General features: G+C 66.8%; 18 protein-coding genes and 2 riboswitches. Of the genes, 6 read left to right on the plus strand and 12 right to left on the minus strand.

The window, feature by feature from the left end; all coding sequences use genetic code 11:
- Window positions 1-47: 47 nt before the first annotated feature.
- Window positions 48-827, minus strand: a complete 780-nt coding sequence (locus ACSYAO_RS19690) for an NYN domain-containing protein (protein ID WP_010481148.1) — start codon at window positions 825-827, stop codon at window positions 48-50.
- A 123-nt stretch (window positions 828-950) separates the two neighbouring features.
- On the opposite strand from ACSYAO_RS19690, the gene ACSYAO_RS19695 reads away from it, so the two are divergent.
- Entirely contained in the window at window positions 951-2231 is a 1281-nt protein-coding gene (locus ACSYAO_RS19695; protein WP_049461957.1) for an NAD(P)/FAD-dependent oxidoreductase, read from the plus strand.
- Between the two features lie 218 nt (window positions 2232-2449).
- Here ACSYAO_RS19695 and ACSYAO_RS19700 read toward each other — a convergent pair whose 3' ends face one another.
- The 3 genes from ACSYAO_RS19700 to ACSYAO_RS19710 form a co-directional block, all read right to left on the minus strand.
- Entirely contained in the window at window positions 2450-2881 is a 432-nt protein-coding gene (locus ACSYAO_RS19700) for a nuclear transport factor 2 family protein (protein ID WP_049461956.1), read from the minus strand.
- Between the two features lie 68 nt (window positions 2882-2949).
- Window positions 2950-3342, minus strand: coding sequence for a hypothetical protein (locus ACSYAO_RS19705; protein WP_223224703.1), 393 nt, complete (start codon window positions 3340-3342; stop codon window positions 2950-2952).
- Window positions 3343-3436: 94 nt separating this feature from the next.
- Window positions 3437-3703, minus strand: coding sequence for a GIY-YIG nuclease family protein (locus ACSYAO_RS19710; protein WP_005419660.1), 267 nt, complete (start codon window positions 3701-3703; stop codon window positions 3437-3439).
- 40 nt (window positions 3704-3743) lie between these two features.
- A riboswitch (glycine riboswitch) is annotated at window positions 3744-3833 on the plus strand.
- Between the two features lie 13 nt (window positions 3834-3846).
- Window positions 3847-3950: riboswitch (glycine riboswitch) on the plus strand.
- Window positions 3951-4034: 84 nt separating this feature from the next.
- Between ACSYAO_RS19710 and ACSYAO_RS19715 the strand changes: the two genes are divergently transcribed.
- From ACSYAO_RS19715 to ACSYAO_RS19730, 4 genes are all read left to right on the plus strand, one after another.
- Complete coding sequence (locus tag ACSYAO_RS19715) at window positions 4035-4652, plus strand: trimeric intracellular cation channel family protein (RefSeq protein WP_005411215.1); 618 nt, start codon at window positions 4035-4037, stop codon at window positions 4650-4652.
- A gap of 285 nt (window positions 4653-4937) precedes the next feature.
- On the plus strand, window positions 4938-6104 hold the full coding sequence (locus ACSYAO_RS19720) for an MdtA/MuxA family multidrug efflux RND transporter periplasmic adaptor subunit (protein WP_012512239.1): 1167 nt from the start codon (window positions 4938-4940) through the stop codon (window positions 6102-6104).
- A complete protein-coding gene (locus tag ACSYAO_RS19725; protein ID WP_149908989.1) occupies window positions 6101-9178 on the plus strand; it encodes a multidrug efflux RND transporter permease subunit in 3078 nt (1025 codons plus the stop codon). Before ACSYAO_RS19720 ends, ACSYAO_RS19725 begins: the two co-directional genes overlap by 4 nt.
- On the plus strand, window positions 9175-12234 hold the full coding sequence (locus ACSYAO_RS19730; RefSeq protein ID WP_080356513.1) for an efflux RND transporter permease subunit: 3060 nt from the start codon (window positions 9175-9177) through the stop codon (window positions 12232-12234). The genes ACSYAO_RS19725 and ACSYAO_RS19730 overlap by 4 nt, the downstream gene beginning before the upstream one ends.
- A 43-nt stretch (window positions 12235-12277) precedes the next feature.
- Here the strand turns inward: ACSYAO_RS19730 and ACSYAO_RS19735 are convergent, their stop codons facing one another.
- The 8 genes from ACSYAO_RS19735 to ACSYAO_RS19770 all read right to left on the minus strand — a co-directional run bounded on the left by ACSYAO_RS19735 (window position 12278) and on the right by ACSYAO_RS19770 (window position 18145).
- Window positions 12278-12589 (minus strand): DUF5076 domain-containing protein, encoded by a 312-nt coding sequence (locus tag ACSYAO_RS19735; RefSeq protein WP_080356512.1) that lies wholly within the window; start codon window positions 12587-12589, stop codon window positions 12278-12280.
- A gap of 452 nt (window positions 12590-13041) precedes the next feature.
- Window positions 13042-14115 carry a 3-deoxy-7-phosphoheptulonate synthase gene (locus ACSYAO_RS19740; RefSeq protein WP_049462798.1) on the minus strand — a complete coding sequence of 358 codons (1074 nt, stop codon included), beginning with the start codon at window positions 14113-14115 and terminating at the stop codon, window positions 13042-13044.
- A 295-nt stretch (window positions 14116-14410) separates the two neighbouring features.
- Window positions 14411-14668 (minus strand): hypothetical protein, encoded by a 258-nt coding sequence (locus ACSYAO_RS19745; protein WP_005414620.1) that lies wholly within the window; start codon window positions 14666-14668, stop codon window positions 14411-14413.
- 112 nt (window positions 14669-14780) lie between these two features.
- Window positions 14781-15119 (minus strand): DUF6616 family protein, encoded by a 339-nt coding sequence (locus ACSYAO_RS19750; RefSeq protein WP_149908988.1) that lies wholly within the window; start codon window positions 15117-15119, stop codon window positions 14781-14783.
- 55 nt (window positions 15120-15174) lie between these two features.
- Window positions 15175-15915: a DNA alkylation repair protein gene (locus ACSYAO_RS19755; RefSeq protein WP_049462800.1), complete on the minus strand. Its 741-nt coding sequence runs from the start codon at window positions 15913-15915 to the stop codon at window positions 15175-15177.
- On the minus strand, window positions 15912-16412 hold the full coding sequence (locus ACSYAO_RS19760; protein WP_049462801.1) for a MarR family winged helix-turn-helix transcriptional regulator: 501 nt from the start codon (window positions 16410-16412) through the stop codon (window positions 15912-15914). Before ACSYAO_RS19760 ends, ACSYAO_RS19755 begins: the two co-directional genes overlap by 4 nt.
- 55 nt (window positions 16413-16467) lie before the next feature.
- Window positions 16468-17496, minus strand: a complete 1029-nt coding sequence (locus ACSYAO_RS19765) for an LLM class oxidoreductase (RefSeq protein ID WP_049462807.1) — start codon at window positions 17494-17496, stop codon at window positions 16468-16470.
- Window positions 17497-17509: 13 nt separating this feature from the next.
- Window positions 17510-18145, minus strand: coding sequence for a glutathione S-transferase family protein (locus tag ACSYAO_RS19770; protein ID WP_049462802.1), 636 nt, complete (start codon window positions 18143-18145; stop codon window positions 17510-17512).
- Between the two features lie 246 nt (window positions 18146-18391).
- On the opposite strand from ACSYAO_RS19770, the gene ACSYAO_RS19775 reads away from it, so the two are divergent.
- Complete coding sequence (locus ACSYAO_RS19775) at window positions 18392-19315, plus strand: LysR substrate-binding domain-containing protein (protein WP_049462803.1); 924 nt, start codon at window positions 18392-18394, stop codon at window positions 19313-19315.
- Window positions 19316-19340 lie beyond the last annotated feature (25 nt).

Genomic DNA, 19340 nt, shown 5'->3' on the forward strand with positions numbered 1-19340 from the left:
GCGGATGTGGAATCGGGCATCTGCGCGCTGCCGGCCAGCGGCCGGCACTACCGGTTTTTCTTCGGCAGCGCGCGCACGTAGGAGGACTTGCCGTCCTTCTTCAGCTCGAACAGCCCGATCGCCGCCAGCAGGTCACTGAGCTTGCCGTAGCCGTAGTTGCGCGGGTCGAACGACGCCTGGTTGCCGATCTGGCTGCCGACCGGGCCAAGGTGCGACCAGCCATCCTCGCCCTCGGCCGAGGACACCGCACGGCGCAGCATCTTCACCAGCCGCGTATCGCTGCGCATTTCCGCGCCGCTCTTGCGTGGACGCGCATCGTCGTTGGCCACGGGCTCGTTCGATGCCTGTTCGCTGGACGCCTGTTCGGTATCCGGCACGCTGGCATGGGTCTGGCCCAGCGCTTCCAGATAGGTGAACTTCGAACACGCATTGACGAATGGTTCCGGCGTTTTCTTCTCGCCGAAGCCATACACCTTCACGCCATCGGTCAGCAGGCGCATCACCATCGGGGTGAAATCGGCATCGCTGGACACGATCGCGAAGCCATCCAGATTGCGCGCGTACAGCAGGTCCATGGCATCGATCACCATCGCCATGTCCGACGCGTTCTTGCCTTTGCTGTAGGCGAACTGCTGGATCGGGCGGATCGCGTACTCGTGCAGCACCGCCTCCCATCCCTTCAACCGTGGGCTCTTCCAGTTGCCATAGGCGCGGCGCACGTTGGCCACGCCGTAGCGGGCGACTTCAGCCAGGACCTCGTCGATCTTCGAGGCCGGCGCGTTGTCGGCGTCGATCAACAGGGCGATGCGCTTTTCCGGTTCGCTCATGGGCTCCTCACGGGCGGTTGCCTGAACCCGAGTATCGCCGATCCATGCGGGCGCTGACGTGACAGGGCGCCATCGTGCGAAGATGCCAGGCGCTTCCCCCAATGCCCCCACTGGAGTGAGTCGATGAGTCGCGAGCGCGTTCCCCATCTGGTCGTTGTCGGCGGCGGTTTTGCCGGCCTCTGGGCCACCCGTGCCCTGGCCCGCGAGCGCATACGCATCACCCTGGTCGACCGCCGCAACCACCATCTCTTCCAGCCACTGCTGTACCAGGTGGCCACCGCCGGCCTGTCCGCGCCGGACATCGCCGCGCCGCTGCGCCACATCCTCGGCCACCAGCGCAATGTGGAAGTCCGCCTCGGCGAAGTGGTGACCATCGACAAGCAGGCCCGGCAGATCCGCATGGCCGATGGCAGCACGCTGGACTACGACAGCCTGCTGCTGGCTACCGGCGCCACCCACGCCTACTTCGGCAACGACCAATGGGCCGATGATGCGCCCGGGCTGAAGACGCTGGACGATGCCATCGCACTGCGCCGCAAGCTGCTGCTGGCGTTCGAGCGCGCCGAGGCCGAGCCGGACCCGGCGAAGAAAGCGGCGTGGTTGAGCTTCGCCGTGGTCGGCGGCGGCCCCACCGGTGTTGAACTGGCCGGCACCCTGGCCGAAATCGCGCGGCATACGCTGCGCAACGAGTTCCGCCATATCGACCCGGCCAGCGCCAAGGTGCGGCTGGTCGAAGCCGGCCCGCGCGTGCTGTCTTCGTTCCCGGAAGTGCTTTCGCTGAAGGCACGGCGGCAACTGGAAAAACTGGGCGTGGAAGTATTGACCGGTACCCCGGTGAGCGACATCGACAGCCAGGGCTTCAAGCTCGGCGATCAGTTCGTGCCGGCCCGCACCGTGGTCTGGGCCGCCGGCGTGGCCGCTTCACCGCTGGCGCGCACCCTGGACGTGCCACTGGACCGCGCTGGACGCGTGCAGGTGCAGCCGGACCTGACCCTGCCCGACCACCCCGAGCTGTTCGTGGCCGGCGATCTGGCCGCACTGAATCAAGCCAATGGCAAGCCGGTGCCCGGCGTCGCGCCCGCCGCCAAGCAGATGGGCAAGTACGTGGCCGAGGTGATCCGCGCGCGTCTGCATGGCAAGGCCGCACCGGGGCCGTTCAAGTACGCCGACTTCGGCAACCTGGCCACCATCGGCCGCATGGCCGCGATCGTGCACCTGGGCCGGCTGCAACTCTCGGGCGTCCTCGCCTGGTGGTTCTGGCTGGCCGCACACGTGTTCTTCCTGATCGGCTTCCGCAACCGCATCGTGGTGCTGCTGAACTGGGCCGTGGCGTACTGGAGCTACCAGCGCAGCGCGCGCATCATCTTCGGTGATGACCAGGAAGACCGGCGACCGAGGCGCTAGGGCCGAAGACGGACACGGGTTCTCTGCCTGGGAGTAGATCCACGCCATGCGTGGATGAATGTCTGTGCAGGCCGCATGGAGCTCAGCCACGCATGGCGTGGCTCTACTGCCTCATCAGGCCGCCGGGCACTCGCCGTTTCGACCAAACCCGGCAGAGGTCTTCCTTTCTCGCAGTACCGGCAATTGAAAGCCAAGCTCTACCTGCGGCACGCATCGCTCTACCGCGCCTTCGGTTTCGGGTACCACAGCGCGTTGACGATGACCCAGCGCTGGTCGAAGCGCCCCATGTGGAAGTAGTCGACGAACCACGGCGTTTCCAGCCGTACCGAGGCCGCGTTGCCGGTCACGTCCAGCACCGTGCAGCGGCGGTCCCATTGATCCTTCGGGGTCTTCAGCGCGCCCTGCTTCGTCAACGAGACCAGCTCTTCCTTCGACATGCGGCGCAGGCCCAAGCGTTCGTCGGGTGTATCGCCGAGGACCGCGCGCTTGGCCAGGTCCGAGTGCAGGGAGCGGGCGACGCGCTGCGGGTCGGCCTCCAGCTGGCCGTCGACGTAATCGTGGCAGGTGGCTTCGATGGCCGCGATGGTGGCCGGGTCGGCGGCAGGGCTCGTTGCTGCGGAAAGAGCGAACAGCAGGGCAATCGTGGACATCCGGGTCTCCGGCTCTGGGCGCGGGGCGATCATCGCATGGGCAAGCCGCATCCACGCATGGCGTGGATCTACTGCATCAGGCCCATTTCGTCGACGCTCAGCTGCATGTACAGGAACGCGGCCGCTTCGTCGGTCATCGGCTGGCCCTGCGGGAAACTGTCGAGCCAGGCGGAGATGCGCGCATGCCGATGCTTCAGCGCATCAGCTATCGCGCGCTTTTCCGCGTCGGTGGCATGTTCCCGCATCTCATCGCGCAGCAGGTCATCGCCGATGCCCCATTTTTCGGCCAGCGGGATCAGGTCGACCAGATCGGGCGGCACCTGGTCGCGGCGCAGGTGGATGGGCTCGGGCGTGTCCGGGCCGCGCTGTGCGGCCAGTTCGGCGGCGCTGCCGATCTGCCCGTGCTGCAGCGGTGGCGGAGTCTGGGCGCAGGCCGACAGGGGGATACAGAACGTCAACATCAGCATCCAGCAGGATTTCATCGGACCGCTTCCTGTGTCGATGGATGTGGCGATGATGGCATGGCCCAGCACACCATCCACGCATGGCGTGGATCTACAGGACCGGGGCCTGCAGCCAGGCCAGCTTGCGTTCGCGCGGCTGCTGCTTGAGCTGCCACTCGGCCCGCGAGGCGGCGGCCCGGTCCGGGTACTCGCGCACGGCCAGCACGCGCAGCGGCGGCCGGGCCCGGGTGTAGCGCGCGCCCTTGCCGGCCTGGTGGGCGGCGAAGCGCGCGTCCACGTCGGTGCTGATGCCGGCGTAATAGCTGCCATCGCGGCATTCGAGCAGGTACAGGAACCACGGGCGGAGGGACGGGGCCATGCCCGGATTATGCCGTGCTGCACTGCAGCGGATATACTGGCGCCCGAATGCAGGAGAGAGGCGCCGCGCTGGCGCCCGCCGAAGGCGCAGGCTCCCATGATCGCTCAGGCCGGTGGGCTGGAATCCCACCAACCATGCATTCGACTCGCCGAGCTGGAGAGAGGTCACCGGGCACGCCCGGGACGATCCGCCGAAGGGGCACGCGGCCTACGCCGCTGAACTCTCAGGCAAAAGGACAGCGGGAGCGGCACCGGTCATCGTCATCCCGTCATTGCGCAGGCAGTGGCGGTAGCCGCGCATGGCCGGCCCCACCGCGCCCGGAGCCTGTCCCATGCTGCTGTCCATCATCTACCTGATCGCCATTTCCGCCGAAGCCATGACCGGCGCGCTGTCCGCCGGCCGCCGCCGCATGGACCTGTTCGGTGTGGTCATGATCGCCTGCGTTACCGCCCTCGGCGGCGGATCACTGCGCGACATCCTGCTCGGTCACTATCCGCTCGGCTGGGTGAAGCATCCCGAGTACCTGGGCTTCACCGTGTGTGCGGCGCTGATCGCCACCTGGGTCGCACGCTGGATGCACCACTTCCGCCGCACCTTCCTGGTGCTCGATGGCCTGGGCCTGATCGCCTTCACCCTGATCGGCTGTTCGATCGCGCGCGAGGCCGGCCATGCCATGCCGATCGTGCTGATCGCCGGCATGCTGACCGGCGCCTTCGGCGGCGTGCTGCGCGACATTCTCTGCAACGAGGTGCCGCTGATCTTCCAGAAGGAGCTGTACGCGATCATCGCGCTGCTGACCGGCGCGGCCTACCTGTTGCTGCTGCACTGGGGCGTGGCCGACGCCACCGCGATCCTGTGCTGCCTCGGCGGCGGCTTCGCGCTGCGCCTGCTGGCGATCCACTACCGCTGGGAAATGCCGAAGTTCGTCTATCACGACGAAGTGCATTGATTGTTTGTCGGTAGTGTCGGCCGCTGGCCGGCAACACGGCACACGCCCGCAGATTCCGGCAGGTTGCCGGCCAGCGGCCGGCACTACCGAATGCGTTGCATGACCATGGTCATACGGCATTGGCCGGGGTGATTGGCTACCATTGTCACCCCGTCGCTGCCGCGACGGCATCCAGCCACGCCGCGCCCGCGGCCCCGCCAGACAACTCCCTCCCCGCTGCCCGTGGTGCCGTGAACGCGCCGACGGGCCCGCATGTCCCTGCGCGCGCAGGGCGCAGGATGCCCCATGTCTGTCGCCGAAAATTCCCGCTTCCGTCGTGCCCGCCTGTTATGGGCGGTGCTGGCCATCGCCCTCGTCGCCGTTCTGGCGTGGTGGCTGTGGCCCCGGAATGGTGCCGGCAGCAGCGACGATGCGCCGGGCAAAACGGTGCCGGTACGCGTGGCACGCGCCAGCGCCGAGCCGCTGGTGCTGCGCCTGAAGGCGGTCGGTACGGTCACCCCGCTGCACAGCGTGGTGGTACGCAGCCGCGTGGATGGCGAACTGCTACGGCTGCATTTCCAGGAAGGCCAGCAGGTGAAGGCCGGCGATCTGCTGGCGCAGATCGACCCGCGCCCGTATGAAGTGAAGCTGGCACAGGCGCAGGGTACCCAGCAGCAGAATCTGGCCGAGCTGGAAAACGCTGAGCGCCAGCTGCAGCGCTACCGCGAACTGCAGAAGCAGAACTACGTGTCCGGGCAGGAACTGAGCGACCAGCAGAGCAAGGTGCGCCAGCTGCAGGGCCGCCGCCTCAGCGATCAGGCGTCTGTTGATGAAGCGCGCCTGCAGCTGCAGTACACCCGCATCACCGCGCCGGTCAGTGGCCGCGTCGGGCTGCGCCGTTTGGACGTGGGCAACCTGGTGCGCGCCAGCGATGCCGAAGGCCTGGTGACGCTGGCGCAGACCGCGCCGATCAGCGTGCTGTTCACCGTGCCCGAACCCGAGCTGCCTGCGCTGCTCGATGCCGTGCAGGCGCAACCGGCACTGGCGGTGGAAACCTGGGACCGCGAAGAACGCCGGCAGCTGGCCCGCGGCTCGCTGTCCAGCGTCGACAACCGCATCGATACCACCACCGGCACGTTGAAACTGCGTGCGCACTTCGACAACCACGATCTGGCGCTGTTCCCCAACCAGTTCGTCAACGTCCGCCTGCAGCTGGGCGAGCAGCCCGCGCTGCTGATTCCCGATGCCGCCGTGCAGTTCGGCAGCCAGGGCAACTACGTGCATATCGTCGACAAGGACAGCAAGGCACAACGCCGCACCGTGGTGCTCGGTCCAGCCGATGATGGACGCGTGGCCGTGCGCTCCGGGCTGGCCGCAGGGGACAAGGTGGTGATCGAAGGCATCGACGGGCTGGAAGACGGCACGGCGGTGGAGATCATCACCGAGGAGGCCGCGACCAAGGCCGGCGCATGAACCTCTCGCGCCCGTTCATCCTGCGCCCGGTCGCAACGACTCTCCTGATGGTGGCGCTGCTGCTGTCCGGCGTGCTGGCCTATCGCCTGCTGCCGGTGGCGGCGCTGCCGCAGGTCGATTACCCGATCATCCAGATCACCACGCTGTATCCGGGGGCCAGCCCCGAACTGACCACACGCACCATCACCGCACCGCTGGAGCGCCAGCTCGGCCAGATTCCCGGCCTGAAACAACTGTCGTCGACCAGTTCCGGTGGCGCCTCGGTCATTACCCTGCAGTTCGGGCTGGAGGTGTCGCTGGGTGTGGCCGAGCAGGACGTGCAGGCCGCCATCAACGCGGCGGGCAGCTTCCTGCCCGGGGACCTGCCGGTGCCGCCGGTGTACCGCAAGGTCAACCCGGCCGACACCCCCATCCTGACCTTGGCGGTGACCTCGCAAGGCCTGTCGCTGCCGCAGGTGCACGATCTGGTGGATACGCGCATCGCCCAGCGCCTGGCGCAGTTGCCCGGCGTCGGCCTGGTCAGCCTGGCCGGTGGCCAGCGCCCGGCGGTGCGCATCCAGGTCAATCCAGCGGCGCTGGCCGCCAACAACCTGGGCATGGACCACATCCGCACCGCCATCGCCGCCGCCAACGTCAACCTGCCCAAGGGCAGTTTCGATGGCCCGATCCGCGCGGTGATGCTCGATGCCAACGATCAGATGCGCAGCGTGGATGAGTACCGTGCCCTGATACTGGCCTGGCGCGACGGCGCGCCGCTGCGGCTGGGCGATGTAGCCACCATTACCGATGGCGCCGAGAACCGCCAGTTGGCTGCGTGGAGCGGTACCACGCCGGCAGTGCTGGTGAACATCCAGCGCCAGCCCGGCGCCAACGTGATCGCCGTGGTCGAGCAGGTGCGTACGCTGCTGCCGCAGCTGCAGGCCACGCTGCCCGCCGGCGTGCAGATGAATGTACTGAGCGACCGCACCGAATCGATCCGCGCGTCGGTGCGCGGCGTGCAGAAAGAACTGGTACTGGCCATCGGCCTGGTGGTGCTGGTCACCTGGGTGTTCCTGCGCAATCTGCCGGCCACGCTCATTCCCAGCGTCGCGGTGCCGCTGTCGCTCATCGGCACCTTCGCGGTGATGCTGCTGGCCGGCTATTCGCTCAACAACCTCACGCTGATGGCGCTGACCATCGCCACCGGCTTCGTGGTGGACGACGCCATCGTGATGCTGGAGAACATCGCCCGCCATCTGGAGGAAGGCGAAAGCCCCCGCGATGCAGCGCTGAAAGGCGCAGCCGAGATCGGCTTCACCCTGGTGTCGCTGACTGTTTCGCTGATCGCGGTGCTGATCCCGCTGCTGTTCATGGCCGACCTGGTGGGTGCACTGTTCCATGAGTTCGCAGTGACACTGGCGGTAGCCATCAGCATTTCGCTGGTGGTCTCGCTGACGCTGACGCCGATGCTGTGCGCGCGGTTCCTGAAGCCGCACGCGAAGACTGCACATGCGCCCGATGTCTTCGACCGCGTCATCAGCCTCTACGACCGCCAGCTGCGCTGGGTGCTGCAGCGCCAGCCGCTGATGTTGCTGGCCACCGTTGCCACCCTCGCACTGACCGTGGCGCTGTACTTCGCCTTGCCCAAGGGTTTCTTCCCGGTGCAGGATGCCGGCCTGGTGCAGGGCATCAGCGAAGCGCCGCAGGCGATCTCATTCCAGGCCATGCGCCAGCGCCAGCAGGCGCTGGCGGCGGCCATCGAAGCCGACGAGGCGGTGGCCAGCGTCTCGTCCTACATCGGCGTGGACGGCAACAACGCCACGCTCAATACCGGCCGCCTGCTGATCGAGTTGAAACCGCACGGCGACCGCGGCGGCGCCGCCGTGGTGATGGCGCGCCTGCAACAGCGCGTATCGAGTATCCCCGGCATCACCCTGTACCTGCAGCCGGTGCAGGAGCTGGGCATCGAAGACCGCATCAGCCGCACCCAGTACCAGTTCACCCTGACCACGCCGGATCTTGAAACACTGGAACGCTGGACCCCGAAGCTGCTGCAGGCGCTACGCCAGCAACCTGCACTGCGCGATGTCGCCAGCGATCTGCAGATGCAGGGCCGGCAGGCGCGCGTGGCGATCGACCGCGATGCGGCGGCGCGCCTGGGCGTAAGCGTGGAAGCAGTAGCCGATGCGCTGTACGACGCCTATGGGCAGCGCCAGATTTCGACCATCTTCACCCAGGCCAGCCAGTACCGGGTGGTGCTGGAGGCCGATCCTTCACGACAGCCCGGGCCGGAGGCGATCACGGGCCTGCGTGTGCGCAGCAGCAGTGGGCAGACCGTGCCGCTGGGTGCGGTGGCGCGGGTAGAGGTGGGTCCGTCCGCACTGCTACGCAATCACGTGGGCCAGTTCCCGGCGGCCACGCTGTCGTTCAACCTTGCCCCGGGCGCTTCGCTGGGCGAAGCGGTGGAGGCTGTGCACGCCGCGCGCGCACAGGTGAACCTGCCGCAGAGCATCGAACTTCGCCTGCAGGGTGCCGCAGCGGCCTTCAGCAGCTCGCTGTCGTCCACACTGTGGCTGATCCTGGCCGCGGTGGTGGTGATGTACATCGTGCTGGGCGTGCTCTACGAGAGCTTCATCCACCCCATCACCATCCTCTCCACCCTGCCCTCGGCCACCGTCGGTGCGCTGGCTGCGCTGTGGGTAAGCGGACGCAGCCTGGACCTGATCGCGGTGATCGGCATCGTGCTGCTGATCGGCCTGGTGAAGAAGAACGCGATCATGATGATCGACTTCGCGCTGGACGCGCAGCGCACACGCGGCATGTCACCGCGCGAGGCGATCCATCAGGCCGCGCTGCTGCGTTTCCGGCCGATCCTGATGACCACGCTGGCCGCGCTGTTCGGCGCAGTGCCGCTGATGCTGGCCAGTGGTTCCGGCGCAGAGCTGCGGCAGCCACTCGGCTGGGTGATGGTGGGGGGGCTGCTGGTCAGCCAGGTACTGACCCTGTTCACCACGCCGGTGATCTACCTGGCCTTTGATCGCCTGCAGCGAGGCCGTGCGACGTCCCCGGTGGCCGTTGACGAGGCGCGCGCGTGACCCCCATCGCGCGCCTGGCGCAGGCCTGCGTGCAGCGCCCAGTAGCGACGATCCTGCTGGCGGTGGCGCTGGTGCTGGCCGGCCTGCTGGCATTGCGCCTGTTGCCGGTGGCGCCGCTGCCACAGGTCGATTACCCCGCCATTGAAGTCAGTGCCAGCCTGCCCGGCGCCTCGCCCGAGTCGATGGCAGCCACCGTCGCCACGCCGCTGGAGCGCGCACTGGGCAGCCTGCCCGGCATCTCACGCATCGACTCGGCCAGCACCCAGGGCCAGACCCAGATCGAACTGAAGTTCGTACTCGGCCGCGACATCGATGAGGCAGCGCGTGAAGTGCAGGCCGCCATCAATCTTGCACGCGGGCAGTTGCCCAGTGGCATGCCCGGCATGCCGCAGTACCGCAAGGTCAATCCCTCACAGGCACCGATCCTGGCGCTGGCACTGACCTCGGACACGCGTTCGCCAGGCCAGCTGTATGACCTGGCCTCCACCGTGCTGGCGCAGAAGCTGTCGCAGGTACCGGGCGTGGGCGAAGTGCAGGTGGGCGGCAGCGCCTTGCCCGCCGTGCGTGTATCGCTGGACCCGAATGCACTGAACCATGCAGGCCTGGCGCTGGAGGACGTGGCCCAGGCCATCGGCCGCGCCAACGCCATGCGCCCGCTGGGTGCCGTGGGCGATGACCGCCAGCAGTGGCAGCTGGAAGCGCCGCTGCAGCTGCGCCAGGCCGCGCAGTACCGCGAACTGGCTCTGAAGGTGAGCGACGACCGCACGCTGCGGCTGGGCGATGTCGCCGCCGTTGCCGATGGCGTGGAAGACCGTTACGCCAGCGGCTTCCACAACGAACGCCCGGCCGTGCTGCTGATCGTCAGCCGCCAACCCGGCGCCAACATCATCGCCACCGTCGATGCCATCCAGGCCCAGCTGCCCCAGCTGCATGCACTGCTGCCCTCCGGCGTGGACATGCGGCTGGTGATGGACCGCTCGCCGGTAATCCGCGCCACCCTGCATGAGGCAGAGCTCACCCTGGTGCTGGCGATCGTACTGGTGGTGCTGGTGGTGCTGGCCTTCCTCGGCCACTGGCGTGCTGCACTGGTGCCCAGCGTGGCGATTCCGGTGGTGCTGTTCGGTACGCTGGCGCTGATCGCGCTGATGGGCTTCTCGCTCAACACGCTCTCGCTGACGGCGTTGATTGTCGCGGCGGTGCTGGTGGTGGACGATGCCATCGTGGTGCTGGAGAACATCGCCCGCCATCGCGAGCTGGGCGCTGACCGCTGGCAGGCGGCGGTGCGTGGCGCATCGGAAGTCGGTGCCACGCTGCTGTCGATGAACGTTGCACTGGCCGTGGTGTTCGTCTCCATCCTGTTCCTGGACGACTTCGTCGAACGCCTGTTCCGCGAATTCTCGTTGACCCTGGTGGCGGCCATGACGGTCTCCGTGCTGGTCGCGCTGAGCCTGGTGCCGATGCTGTGTGCACGATTGTTCGTGGATGCCGCGCAGCAACCCTCGCGCTGGCAGCGGGGCAGCAATGCGCTGTTCGAACGTGTGCGCAGCGCCTACCTGCGCACGCTTCAGGCCAGCCTGCGCCGGCTGCGCTGGCCGTTGCTGGCCTTCGTTGCAGTCATCGCGCTTAACACGTGGCTGTTCCAGCAGGTGCCCAAGGGCATCGTGCCCAAGCAGGACACCGCGCAGCTGCGCGGCTTCGCGCGCGGCGATGACGGCCTGTCCTTCCAGGCCATGCAACCGAAGATCGATGCGTACAGGAAGCTGTTGCTGTCCGATCCGGCCATCGAGGACATCATCGGCTACATCGGTGGCAGCAACGGGGTCAACAACGCCTTCATCATGATCAAGATGAAGCCGCTGGCCGAGCGCAAGGTGTCCAGCCAACAGGTGATCGACCGCCTGCGCGCGCGGCTGCCCAAGCTGCCCGGCGGCAATCTCTATCTGTGGGTCGACCAGGACATCCGCCTGGAGGGCGCCGGCAGCAGCGGCAAGTACGAGTTCCAGCTGCTGTCGGCCGATACAGCACCACTGCGCGAATGGGCGCCGAAGGTGGCGGCCGCGCTGCGTGGCCTGCCCGAACTGGTGGACGTGGAAGCACAGGGTGAAGCGGGCATGCGCCAGGTGGTGCTGGATATCGACCGCGAAGCAGCCGCGCGCCACGGCGTCGACCTGCGCACGGTGGCCAACATGCTCAACAACTCCTTCAGCCAGCGCCAGGTCGCCACGCTGTACGACAGCCTCAACCAGTACCGCGTGGTGATGGAGTTGGACCCGAAGCACACCCAGGACCCGGGCACGCTGTCACGCCTGCAGGTGATCGATGGCAACGGCCAGCGCATTCCGCTGTCGAGCATCGCCAGCTGGCGCTATGGCATGGCACCGGACCGGGTGTACCACAGCGAGCAGTTCGCCTCGATCTGGATCGAGTTCGCACTGGCACCGGGGGTGGGCCTGGAACAGGCCACGCAGGCGATCGATGGTGCGATGTCGAAACTGATGCTGCCACGTTCGGTCCAGGGAAAACTGTCCGGCGAAGCCGGCGGCCTGGATCAGCTGCGCGCGCGCCAGCTATGGCTGGTGCTGGGCGCCACGCTGGCGGTCTACCTGGTGCTGGGCATCCTCTACGAGAGCTTCCTGCAGCCGCTGGTGATCCTGTCCACCCTGCCTTCGGCCGGTGTCGGTGCGCTGCTGGCGCTGTGGCTGTTCGGCAACGAACTGAACCTGATCGCCCTGCTCGGCCTGTTCCTGCTGGTGGGCGTGGTGATGAAGAACACCATCCTGCTGGTGGATTTCGCACTGGCCGGCGAGCGGCGCGGGCTGAGCGCGAAGGATTCAGTGATGGAAGCCGCACGGTTGCGCCTGCGGCCGATCCTGATGACCTCGCTGGCAGCGCTGCTGGGCACGCTGCCGCTGATGCTGGCCAATGGCGAAGGCTGGGAGCTGCGGCAACCGCTGGGCATTGCGATTGTCGGCGGCTTGCTGGTCAGCCAATGGTTGACGCTGTACACGACCCCGGCGATGTATCTGGCGTTGGCGAGGATTCGGGCGAAGCGGTGAAGGTGGGGCGGGGAATTCATCCACGCGTGGCGTGGATCTACCGTCAATGCCGCACGACGAACCCGCCGGACCGGCCGCTGGATGGCGCCTGCAGCTCCTCGTTGAAGGCTGCCTTGATGGCCTCGACCACCACGTCACGGTCCATGCCCTCACTGGTCACCAGCGCGTCGGCAACGTGCTGGGCAACATCTGCAAGAATTCGCCCCCAGGCACGTTCTTCGCGGATGTCAGGGCGATCCTCGTACAGCCCCACTTTCAATGATGCATGCAGCCCGCGCTCAGCGATCCACACGCGAATCATCTCGACCGAAGATTCGTCGCGTTGGGCAGCTTCAGGGATGATCAGTTCTTTCATGGCGGCAGCCGCAAGGAGAAGTGATCGCATTGTGGCCCACATCCATGCATGGCGTGGATCTACTGCGGACCTTGAGTAGAGTCGAGCTTGCTCGACTGCCGTTGGTGCACGTTTTTCCGCAGTCGAGCAAGCTCGACTCTACGTGTCCAAGGCGGATCATCGCACTGTGCGGACTGGACCACTTGGCGTGCCGGGTGCGACCCGACGGGCCCGCGACAAATGTGGCCTCCAGCGGGTCGTAGCCGTCATTGCCGGGGACGGCGAATCGTCCACGCATGGCGTGGATCTACTGCCACCCCGGCGATGTACCTGGCGCTGTCGCTCATGCGCAGCGCCAGGCGCATCGCCGGTGCAGATGGGCCGGTCTCCAACTCCGACCGGCCCTGATCGCGGCCGCACCCCCGCAGGCGCTGGCCGCCATCCACACACGTGCCGCACTCAGGCGGCTTCCATCAAGCTGCTTCGGACACCTTCACGTCGCGACGGGCGCGCACGGCCGCAGCCAGTCGCTCCAGCACCGTCACGGTGGTGTCCCAGTCGATGCAGCCATCGGTGATGCTCTGCCCATAGACCAGCGGCTGGCCTTCCACCAGTTCCTGGCGGCCACCGACCAGATGGCTCTCGATCATCACGCCAACGATGCGCTGTTCGCCGTCTTCCAGCTGAACGGCGATGTCCTCGATCACCTTCGGCTGGTTCTCCGGGTTCTTCAGGCTGTTGGCATGGCTGGCGTCGATCATCAGGCGCGTCGGCAGCTTGGCCTTGGCCAGCACCTGGCAGGCCTCGGCAACACTGCCTGCGTCGTAGTTCGGCTGCTTGCCGCCGCGCAGGATCACATGGCAGTCCGGGTTGCCGGTGGTCGACACGATGGCGGTGCCACCCTGCTTGGTGACCGACAGGAAGTGATGCGGGTTGGATGCCGCACCCACGGCATCGGCCGCAATCTTCACGTTGCCATCGGTGCCGTTCTTGAAGCCGACCGGGCACGACAGCCCCGAGGCCAGCTCGCGATGCACCTGGCTTTCGGTGGTGCGTGCGCCGATCGCGCCCCATGCCACCAGGTCGGCGATGTACTGCGGCGAGATCACGTCGAGGAATTCGACGCCGGCCGGCAGGCCGAGTTTGTTGATGTCGCGCAGCAGGCCGCGGGCAATGCGCAGGCCCTTGTCGATCCTGAAGCTGCCGTCCAGGTCCGGGTCGTTGATCAGGCCCTTCCAGCCCACCGTGGTGCGCGGCTTCTCGAAGTACACGCGCATGACGATCTCCAGCTCACCGGCCAGCGCGTCACGCAGCGGCTTCAGGCGCTGGGCGTACTCGATGGCGGCGTTCGGGTCGTGGATCGAGCACGGGCCAACCACCACCGCCAGGCGGTCGTCACGGCCATGCAGGATCTGGTGCAGGGCCGCGCGCGAGGCGCTGACGGTGTCGGAAGCTTCATCGTCACAAGGCAGCATCGCCAGCAGCTGGGCAGGCGGTGTCAGCGGTTCGATGGTGCGGATACGCAGGTCGTCGGTGTGCGGGGGCATTGCAGGAGATCTCCGGAACGTTGGGGGCCCCCAGCGTGGCGGCATGAAAAAAGCCGCCAGGTTCGCTGGCGGCTTTCGGGAATGCGTCTGAAGCTTTCTTCAGGGTGAGCGCAGTCCTTCCTCCGCCAGTGGCTTCGGAAAGTAATACCAGTAAAAGCGGGTGGCGGCTGCGTTCATGGGATCTATTGATAGCACAGCTTTTGCGCAGTGCAAAATGTTTCATCCGCAACTGGGGACGCGGTTCAGCGAGGTGCGCACCAGCCATGCCTACGCGGCGGCAGCCACGCGAAGTTGCTCATTTACCATGCACTTCCACGTCCAGCAGCAGGCCCTCATGGATGTCGGCCCAGCGCTCCAGCACGCGGTCCAGCTCCTGCCTGGCTTCGTCCAGCTGCTCGGGGTTGAGCAGGGAACGCGCGGTGTAGAGGTCGGAAACCAACCGCCGCAGGGCCGATTCCGGGATGGCCACCGACGGCCCCTCCAGGCCCGGCAACTGCAACGCCGGGCTGTCGCCAAGAGGGCCGAACAGCGTGACCTGGAGCGTGCTCTGCATGATCGACTTCCCTGCGGATGGACATGGGCAATGCACTGTTTACCGTGTCTGGGTGACAGGCGCATGTGCCATCCATGCCGTGGGCTGCGCTATGCGAGCGCTCTTCGCGCCGCTACAACGCAGCCAGATCAGCCAGATGCTGGGCCATGTCGTCCACCGCGCCTACCGCATGGGTGGTGGTGAAGTAGTCGTGCCAGCCGGTGGCGGCGATGCCCGCCACCAGCGCGTCGGCCTCCTCGCGGCTGGCGCAGCACCAGACGGCATAGAACTGCTCACCACTGCCGTGCGGTACGTCCGTGGCAATGCGGCCCATCGCCAGCGGCGTGATGCGGGCTGGATCGAACTGCTGCATGCCGGCGCCAATACGGGCGAAGAAGGCATTCCGCTGCTCGGGCGGGAGTGCGGTCCAGGCTGGTGTGGCGGTGTAGAGCTCGATGAAGGTGTGCGACATGGTGGTTCGTCCTTGAGGTTTACGGGGTTGCGGGGTTGCCGGCCAGCGGCCGGCACTACCGGAACGAGCGCAATGCGCGTTTGCGGATGTAGGCGTTGGCGTCGCTGTGGCGCTCGTGCTGCCAACGCGTGCACAGCTCGCGCAGCCACTGCGGATGAGTCTTGCCGGCGTCATTGAGCCAGTTGCCGACCGAATCCTGCACATAGCGTTCCGGGTCGTCAGCCAGTGCTTCCAACATGGGTAACGCAAGTTCCGGATGCTGCTTGAACAGTGCGATATGCGTGGCCCAGACACCGCGTGGGCGCAGCGCTTCACAGGCGAAGCGGCGCAGGTACGGCGATGTTTCCTGTGTCCAGGGTTGCAGGTACTCAAGCGCCTGCATCGGCGCGGCAACGATGTCCGTGCGTAGCGCCAGCCACGCCCATTCGCGCACACCGAAGTGTGGGTCATCGGCCAGCGTGCGCATCTGCTGCAGCTTCTCTGCCAACGTTGCGTGGGCATCGTTGCCGACCAGATAGCAGGCCCAGCCACGCACGGTATCGGAGCTGTGATCCTGCCAGAACTCAGGCGCGCCCTGCCCCGCCTCACGCAGCAGTTGCGCGGCCAGGGCCATGCGCAGCGTGATGCCCTTGCCTGAGGCATCCCGCATGCGTTGCAGCGCTTCCGGTGCAAGCGCAGGCGCCACCACCTGCAGCAACGCGGCGAAATCCACTGCCAGGCATTCGGCCAGATGGGCGGTGGCAACGCGACCGGTGTTGAGTTCATGCAGGCGTTGCGCCGCAATCGCCGGGCTCATGCTGCAGACTCTCGTCCAGCATCGGTGTGCTGCCAGACCTTGTGCAGCAACCGCGACAGCTGCTGCTGTTCATCGGTATCCAGACCATTGAACAGGCCTCCGATCCACTGTGTGTGCTGGTCAAACAGTGTCTCGGCCAAGCGTTTTCCCCGTGCGGTCAATACGATCTGCAGGCGACGGCCATCCTCAGCATCGCTGCGACGCTGCAGCAGTTCTTCGCGCTGCAGGCCATCGAGCAGGCCGCTGATGGTGGCGCGGGTCACGCCTGCGCGTTCGGCCAGCTCGTGGGGCGACAACGTGCCACCGGCCCCATGCAGCAGGAACAACACGATGAAGCGACCCTCACTGAGCCCGTGTGGCGCCAGCCGGGTGGCGCAATCGTGGTCGATGGACGACGACAACGACAGCAGCTGGAAGCACAGGCGCAGCTGCGCAACATTGGCATGGCCGCGTCGCAGCGCCTCTTCCAGCAGGGCATTGTGCTTGGCTTCGATCATCTCGTGATGAGCATATGATTAGGCGCCTAATCATATGCCATCCCCTTCGGCGTGGCTACCAGTCCATCACCTTCGCCGCCGGCCCGGGATGCGACGGAAACAACGGCAGTACCTCCTCGGCCAGCTCCTGCAGCACCTCGCCGGCAGGCCGCTCGGCGAACTGGATCCCCAGTGCGGCATGGTTGACGCCGGCCCGCTGCCAGGCCTGCAGCAGATCGATCAGACCCTTGCGGCCGGTGCGCAGGGTGAAGCCACCCCGCAACGGCATGCGTGGATGATCCGGATCGTCCACCAGGTCGATCCATTCGTTGGTCATGTGCGGACGGAAGCCGCCGTCCGGAATCAGCGCGCGCCAGGCGCCGATCTTCGCGGCCAGCCGCTGCGGACCGGCGTTGTCATGGGTGGCCTCTGGATAGGTCAGCCACCCATCGGCATGCTGGCCGATCCACTCCAGTGGCTGACGTGCGCCACCGGTGACAACCAGCGGAACGCGGCCACTGACCGTGGGCGGCAGCAACTGCACGCCCTGCCCGGCACCGGCGTGTGTCATCCGCCCATCCGTGCCCGGTTGCAGCCAACGGCGCATCTCGTTCATTGCGGTGGCGAAACGCTCTCCGCGCGCCGCGTGCTCCAGTCCATAGGCCGGGAACTCCAGCGGTCGATCACCGGACGCCACACCCATCACCAGCCGCCCACCGGACAGCTGATCGATCGACGCCGCGGCCTTGGCCAGATCGATCGGATGGCGAAGTGGCAGCACCACGCTGCCGGTGGCCAGGGCCACGCGCTGTGTGCGCGCTGCCAGCCACGCAAGGTAGGTGAATGGATCGAACAGCTGGCCTGCATCACCGAACAGCGGATCGAACAGCGGCACGTCGCGCACCCATACCGCGGCAAAGTTGTGGCGGTCGATCTCCTCCACCAGCCGCGCCTGGCCCTGCAGCACGGCCATGTCGCCCTGGTAGAAGCGCAGCGGCAGGTAGATGCCCAGCGTCAGTGCATCGGCGCGGAACATGCGCTGGTAGCCCGGGTGCGCGGCAAAGACCGGCGCCGACGCGCCCGGCATCGCAATGGAATCATTCATCAGCATCGCCTCCTTACGGACCGGTGGCCGGCTCGGGCAGCTGCACGCCGCGCTGTACCGCAGGGCGTGCTGCAACCCGCGCGTACCACGCATCCAGATGGCGATGCCGCGACAAATCGATGTCGATGATGCGGGCGATATGCAGCCAGCCGAAGTGGGCGATGTCGGCAATCGAGTAGTGATCGCCAGCCAACCACTCGCGTCCCTGCAGGCGCTGGTCGAGTACGCCGAACAGCTCGTCGCTCAGGCGGCGGTAGCGTTCGATTGCCGCGGAATCGGGCTGTTGTGCGAAATGCTCGAAGTGCACGCGCTGGCCGAGGATCGGGCCGACGCTGGCGGCATGGAACATCAGCCAGGTCAGCGTCTCCCAGCGCGCAGCCGGTTCGGAAGGCAGCAACGCATTGCCCTGTTCGGCCAGGTACATCAGGATCGCCGCCGATTCGAAGACAACGATGCCGCGCGCGCGATCTTCCAGCACGGGAATGCGGCCATGCGGGTTGAGCCGCAGGAAGTCGGGATGGCGATGTTCGCCATCGGCGATGTGGACGTGGTGAAGGCGATAGGGAAGACCCAGCTCTTCCAGTGCGATGGTGGCCTTGAAGCCATTGGGAGAACTGTCGGAGTACAGGTGCAGCGAAGGTTCGTTCATGGGAATCCTGGACGGCAGGGAGCGACGGCAGGTACCGGCCGTTGAAGGTGGCCGGGCGATGCGGGAACGGGCGCTGCAGCAGCCGTGCAGGCAGTCTAGGAAAGGCCTGCGTCGCGGGGAAACGATGTCTTCTGCACGGGGAGTTGAGCGGGGCTCAACGTGCGCGACGCGCGCGCGACAGGCTGCAGTGTGGTCGATATGCTGTCGCAGCGCGGCGCGTGCCGACGCGGTTACAGGAGAGTGGAGATGGGTGCGGTGCTGCCGCTGCTGGGCCTGCGGGCCTTCGTTGAAACCGGCCGACATGGCAGCCTGACCGCCGCCGCCGATGCGATGGGGGTGACACCTGGTGCAATCAGCCAGCAGCTTCGACAGCTGCAGGAGCGGCTGGGCGTGAGCCTGTTCGACCGCACCCGGCATGGCGTGGTGCTCAGTGCAGCCGGCGCGCGCGTGTATCCGGAGCTGCTGCAGGCCTTCGATCAGATCGCACAGAGCCTGCAGACACTCGAACGCTGGGAAACCCGGTGCACGCTACGCATCAGCGCGGCACCGAGCTTCGCCGCACAGTGGTTGGCGCCGCGACTGGGCCGGTTCAGTGCGTTGCATCCGCAGGTGGACGTGCAGCTGGACTCGAGCGCGGCGTTGGTCGACCTGCGCCGCGAGGGGGTGGACATCGCGATCCGTCATGGACTGGGCCGCTACCCTGGCCTGCATGCCGAGCATCTTCTGGCGCCGGTACTGCTGCCGGTGGCCAGCCCTGCGCTGCTGGCCAGCGCGCCTGCCGTGGGTACGGTGCAGGATTGCCTGCAGCTGCCGCTGCTGCAGGACGCCGACCGCAGCGACTGGCGGCTGTGGTTCCAGGCACTGGATCTACCCGTCGATGAACGACTGGAGCGCGGCCCTGCGTTCGATGACGACCTGTTGCTGATCCGCGCGGCGGTGGCCGGGCAAGGCATCGCCCTGGTGCGCGACATCCACGCGGCCGAAGAACTCGCCAATGGCCGGCTGCAGGTGGTGATCGACCAGCCCTGGCCACAGGCCTTTGCCTACTACGCGGTGACGCGTGCGGACGGCGAGGCCAACGCGGCGATACCTGCTTTCATGACCTGGTTGCATGCAGCATTGATGACGCCGCAGGCAGCAGGCACACACACCCTGCAGGACGCAGGATAAGCCGCTCGAAAAGCGATGCCATTGC

The organism is Stenotrophomonas sp. STK16_22 (assembly GCF_051984505.1).
In the GTDB taxonomy this organism is placed as follows: domain Bacteria; phylum Pseudomonadota; class Gammaproteobacteria; order Xanthomonadales; family Xanthomonadaceae; genus Stenotrophomonas; species Stenotrophomonas maltophilia_A.

Excerpts from the sequence above, each read along its gene's own strand:
- ACSYAO_RS19705 (WP_223224703.1), bottom strand. The coding sequence starts at position 3,342 with ATGTTGACGTTCTGTATCCCCCTGTCGGCCTGCGCCCAGACTCCGCCA.
- ACSYAO_RS19720 (WP_012512239.1), top strand. The coding sequence starts at position 4,938 with ATGTCTGTCGCCGAAAATTCCCGCTTCCGTCGTGCCCGCCTGTTATGG.
- ACSYAO_RS19750 (WP_149908988.1), bottom strand. The coding sequence starts at position 15,119 with ATGTCGCACACCTTCATCGAGCTCTACACCGCCACACCAGCCTGGACC.
- ACSYAO_RS19700 (WP_049461956.1), bottom strand. The coding sequence starts at position 2,881 with ATGTCCACGATTGCCCTGCTGTTCGCTCTTTCCGCAGCAACGAGCCCT.
- ACSYAO_RS19690 (WP_010481148.1), bottom strand. The coding sequence starts at position 827 with ATGAGCGAACCGGAAAAGCGCATCGCCCTGTTGATCGACGCCGACAAC.
- ACSYAO_RS19710 (WP_005419660.1), bottom strand. The coding sequence starts at position 3,703 with ATGGCCCCGTCCCTCCGCCCGTGGTTCCTGTACCTGCTCGAATGCCGC.
- ACSYAO_RS19695 (WP_049461957.1), top strand. The coding sequence starts at position 951 with ATGAGTCGCGAGCGCGTTCCCCATCTGGTCGTTGTCGGCGGCGGTTTT.
- ACSYAO_RS19740 (WP_049462798.1), bottom strand. The coding sequence starts at position 14,115 with ATGCCCCCGCACACCGACGACCTGCGTATCCGCACCATCGAACCGCTG.
- ACSYAO_RS19725 (WP_149908989.1), top strand. The coding sequence starts at position 6,101 with ATGAACCTCTCGCGCCCGTTCATCCTGCGCCCGGTCGCAACGACTCTC.
- ACSYAO_RS19755 (WP_049462800.1), bottom strand. The coding sequence starts at position 15,915 with ATGAGCCCGGCGATTGCGGCGCAACGCCTGCATGAACTCAACACCGGT.
- ACSYAO_RS19745 (WP_005414620.1), bottom strand. The coding sequence starts at position 14,668 with ATGCAGAGCACGCTCCAGGTCACGCTGTTCGGCCCTCTTGGCGACAGC.
- ACSYAO_RS19765 (WP_049462807.1), bottom strand. The coding sequence starts at position 17,496 with ATGAATGATTCCATTGCGATGCCGGGCGCGTCGGCGCCGGTCTTTGCC.
- ACSYAO_RS19715 (WP_005411215.1), top strand. The coding sequence starts at position 4,035 with ATGCTGCTGTCCATCATCTACCTGATCGCCATTTCCGCCGAAGCCATG.
- ACSYAO_RS19760 (WP_049462801.1), bottom strand. The coding sequence starts at position 16,412 with ATGATCGAAGCCAAGCACAATGCCCTGCTGGAAGAGGCGCTGCGACGC.
- ACSYAO_RS19770 (WP_049462802.1), bottom strand. The coding sequence starts at position 18,145 with ATGAACGAACCTTCGCTGCACCTGTACTCCGACAGTTCTCCCAATGGC.
- ACSYAO_RS19775 (WP_049462803.1), top strand. The coding sequence starts at position 18,392 with ATGGGTGCGGTGCTGCCGCTGCTGGGCCTGCGGGCCTTCGTTGAAACC.
- ACSYAO_RS19735 (WP_080356512.1), bottom strand. The coding sequence starts at position 12,589 with ATGAAAGAACTGATCATCCCTGAAGCTGCCCAACGCGACGAATCTTCG.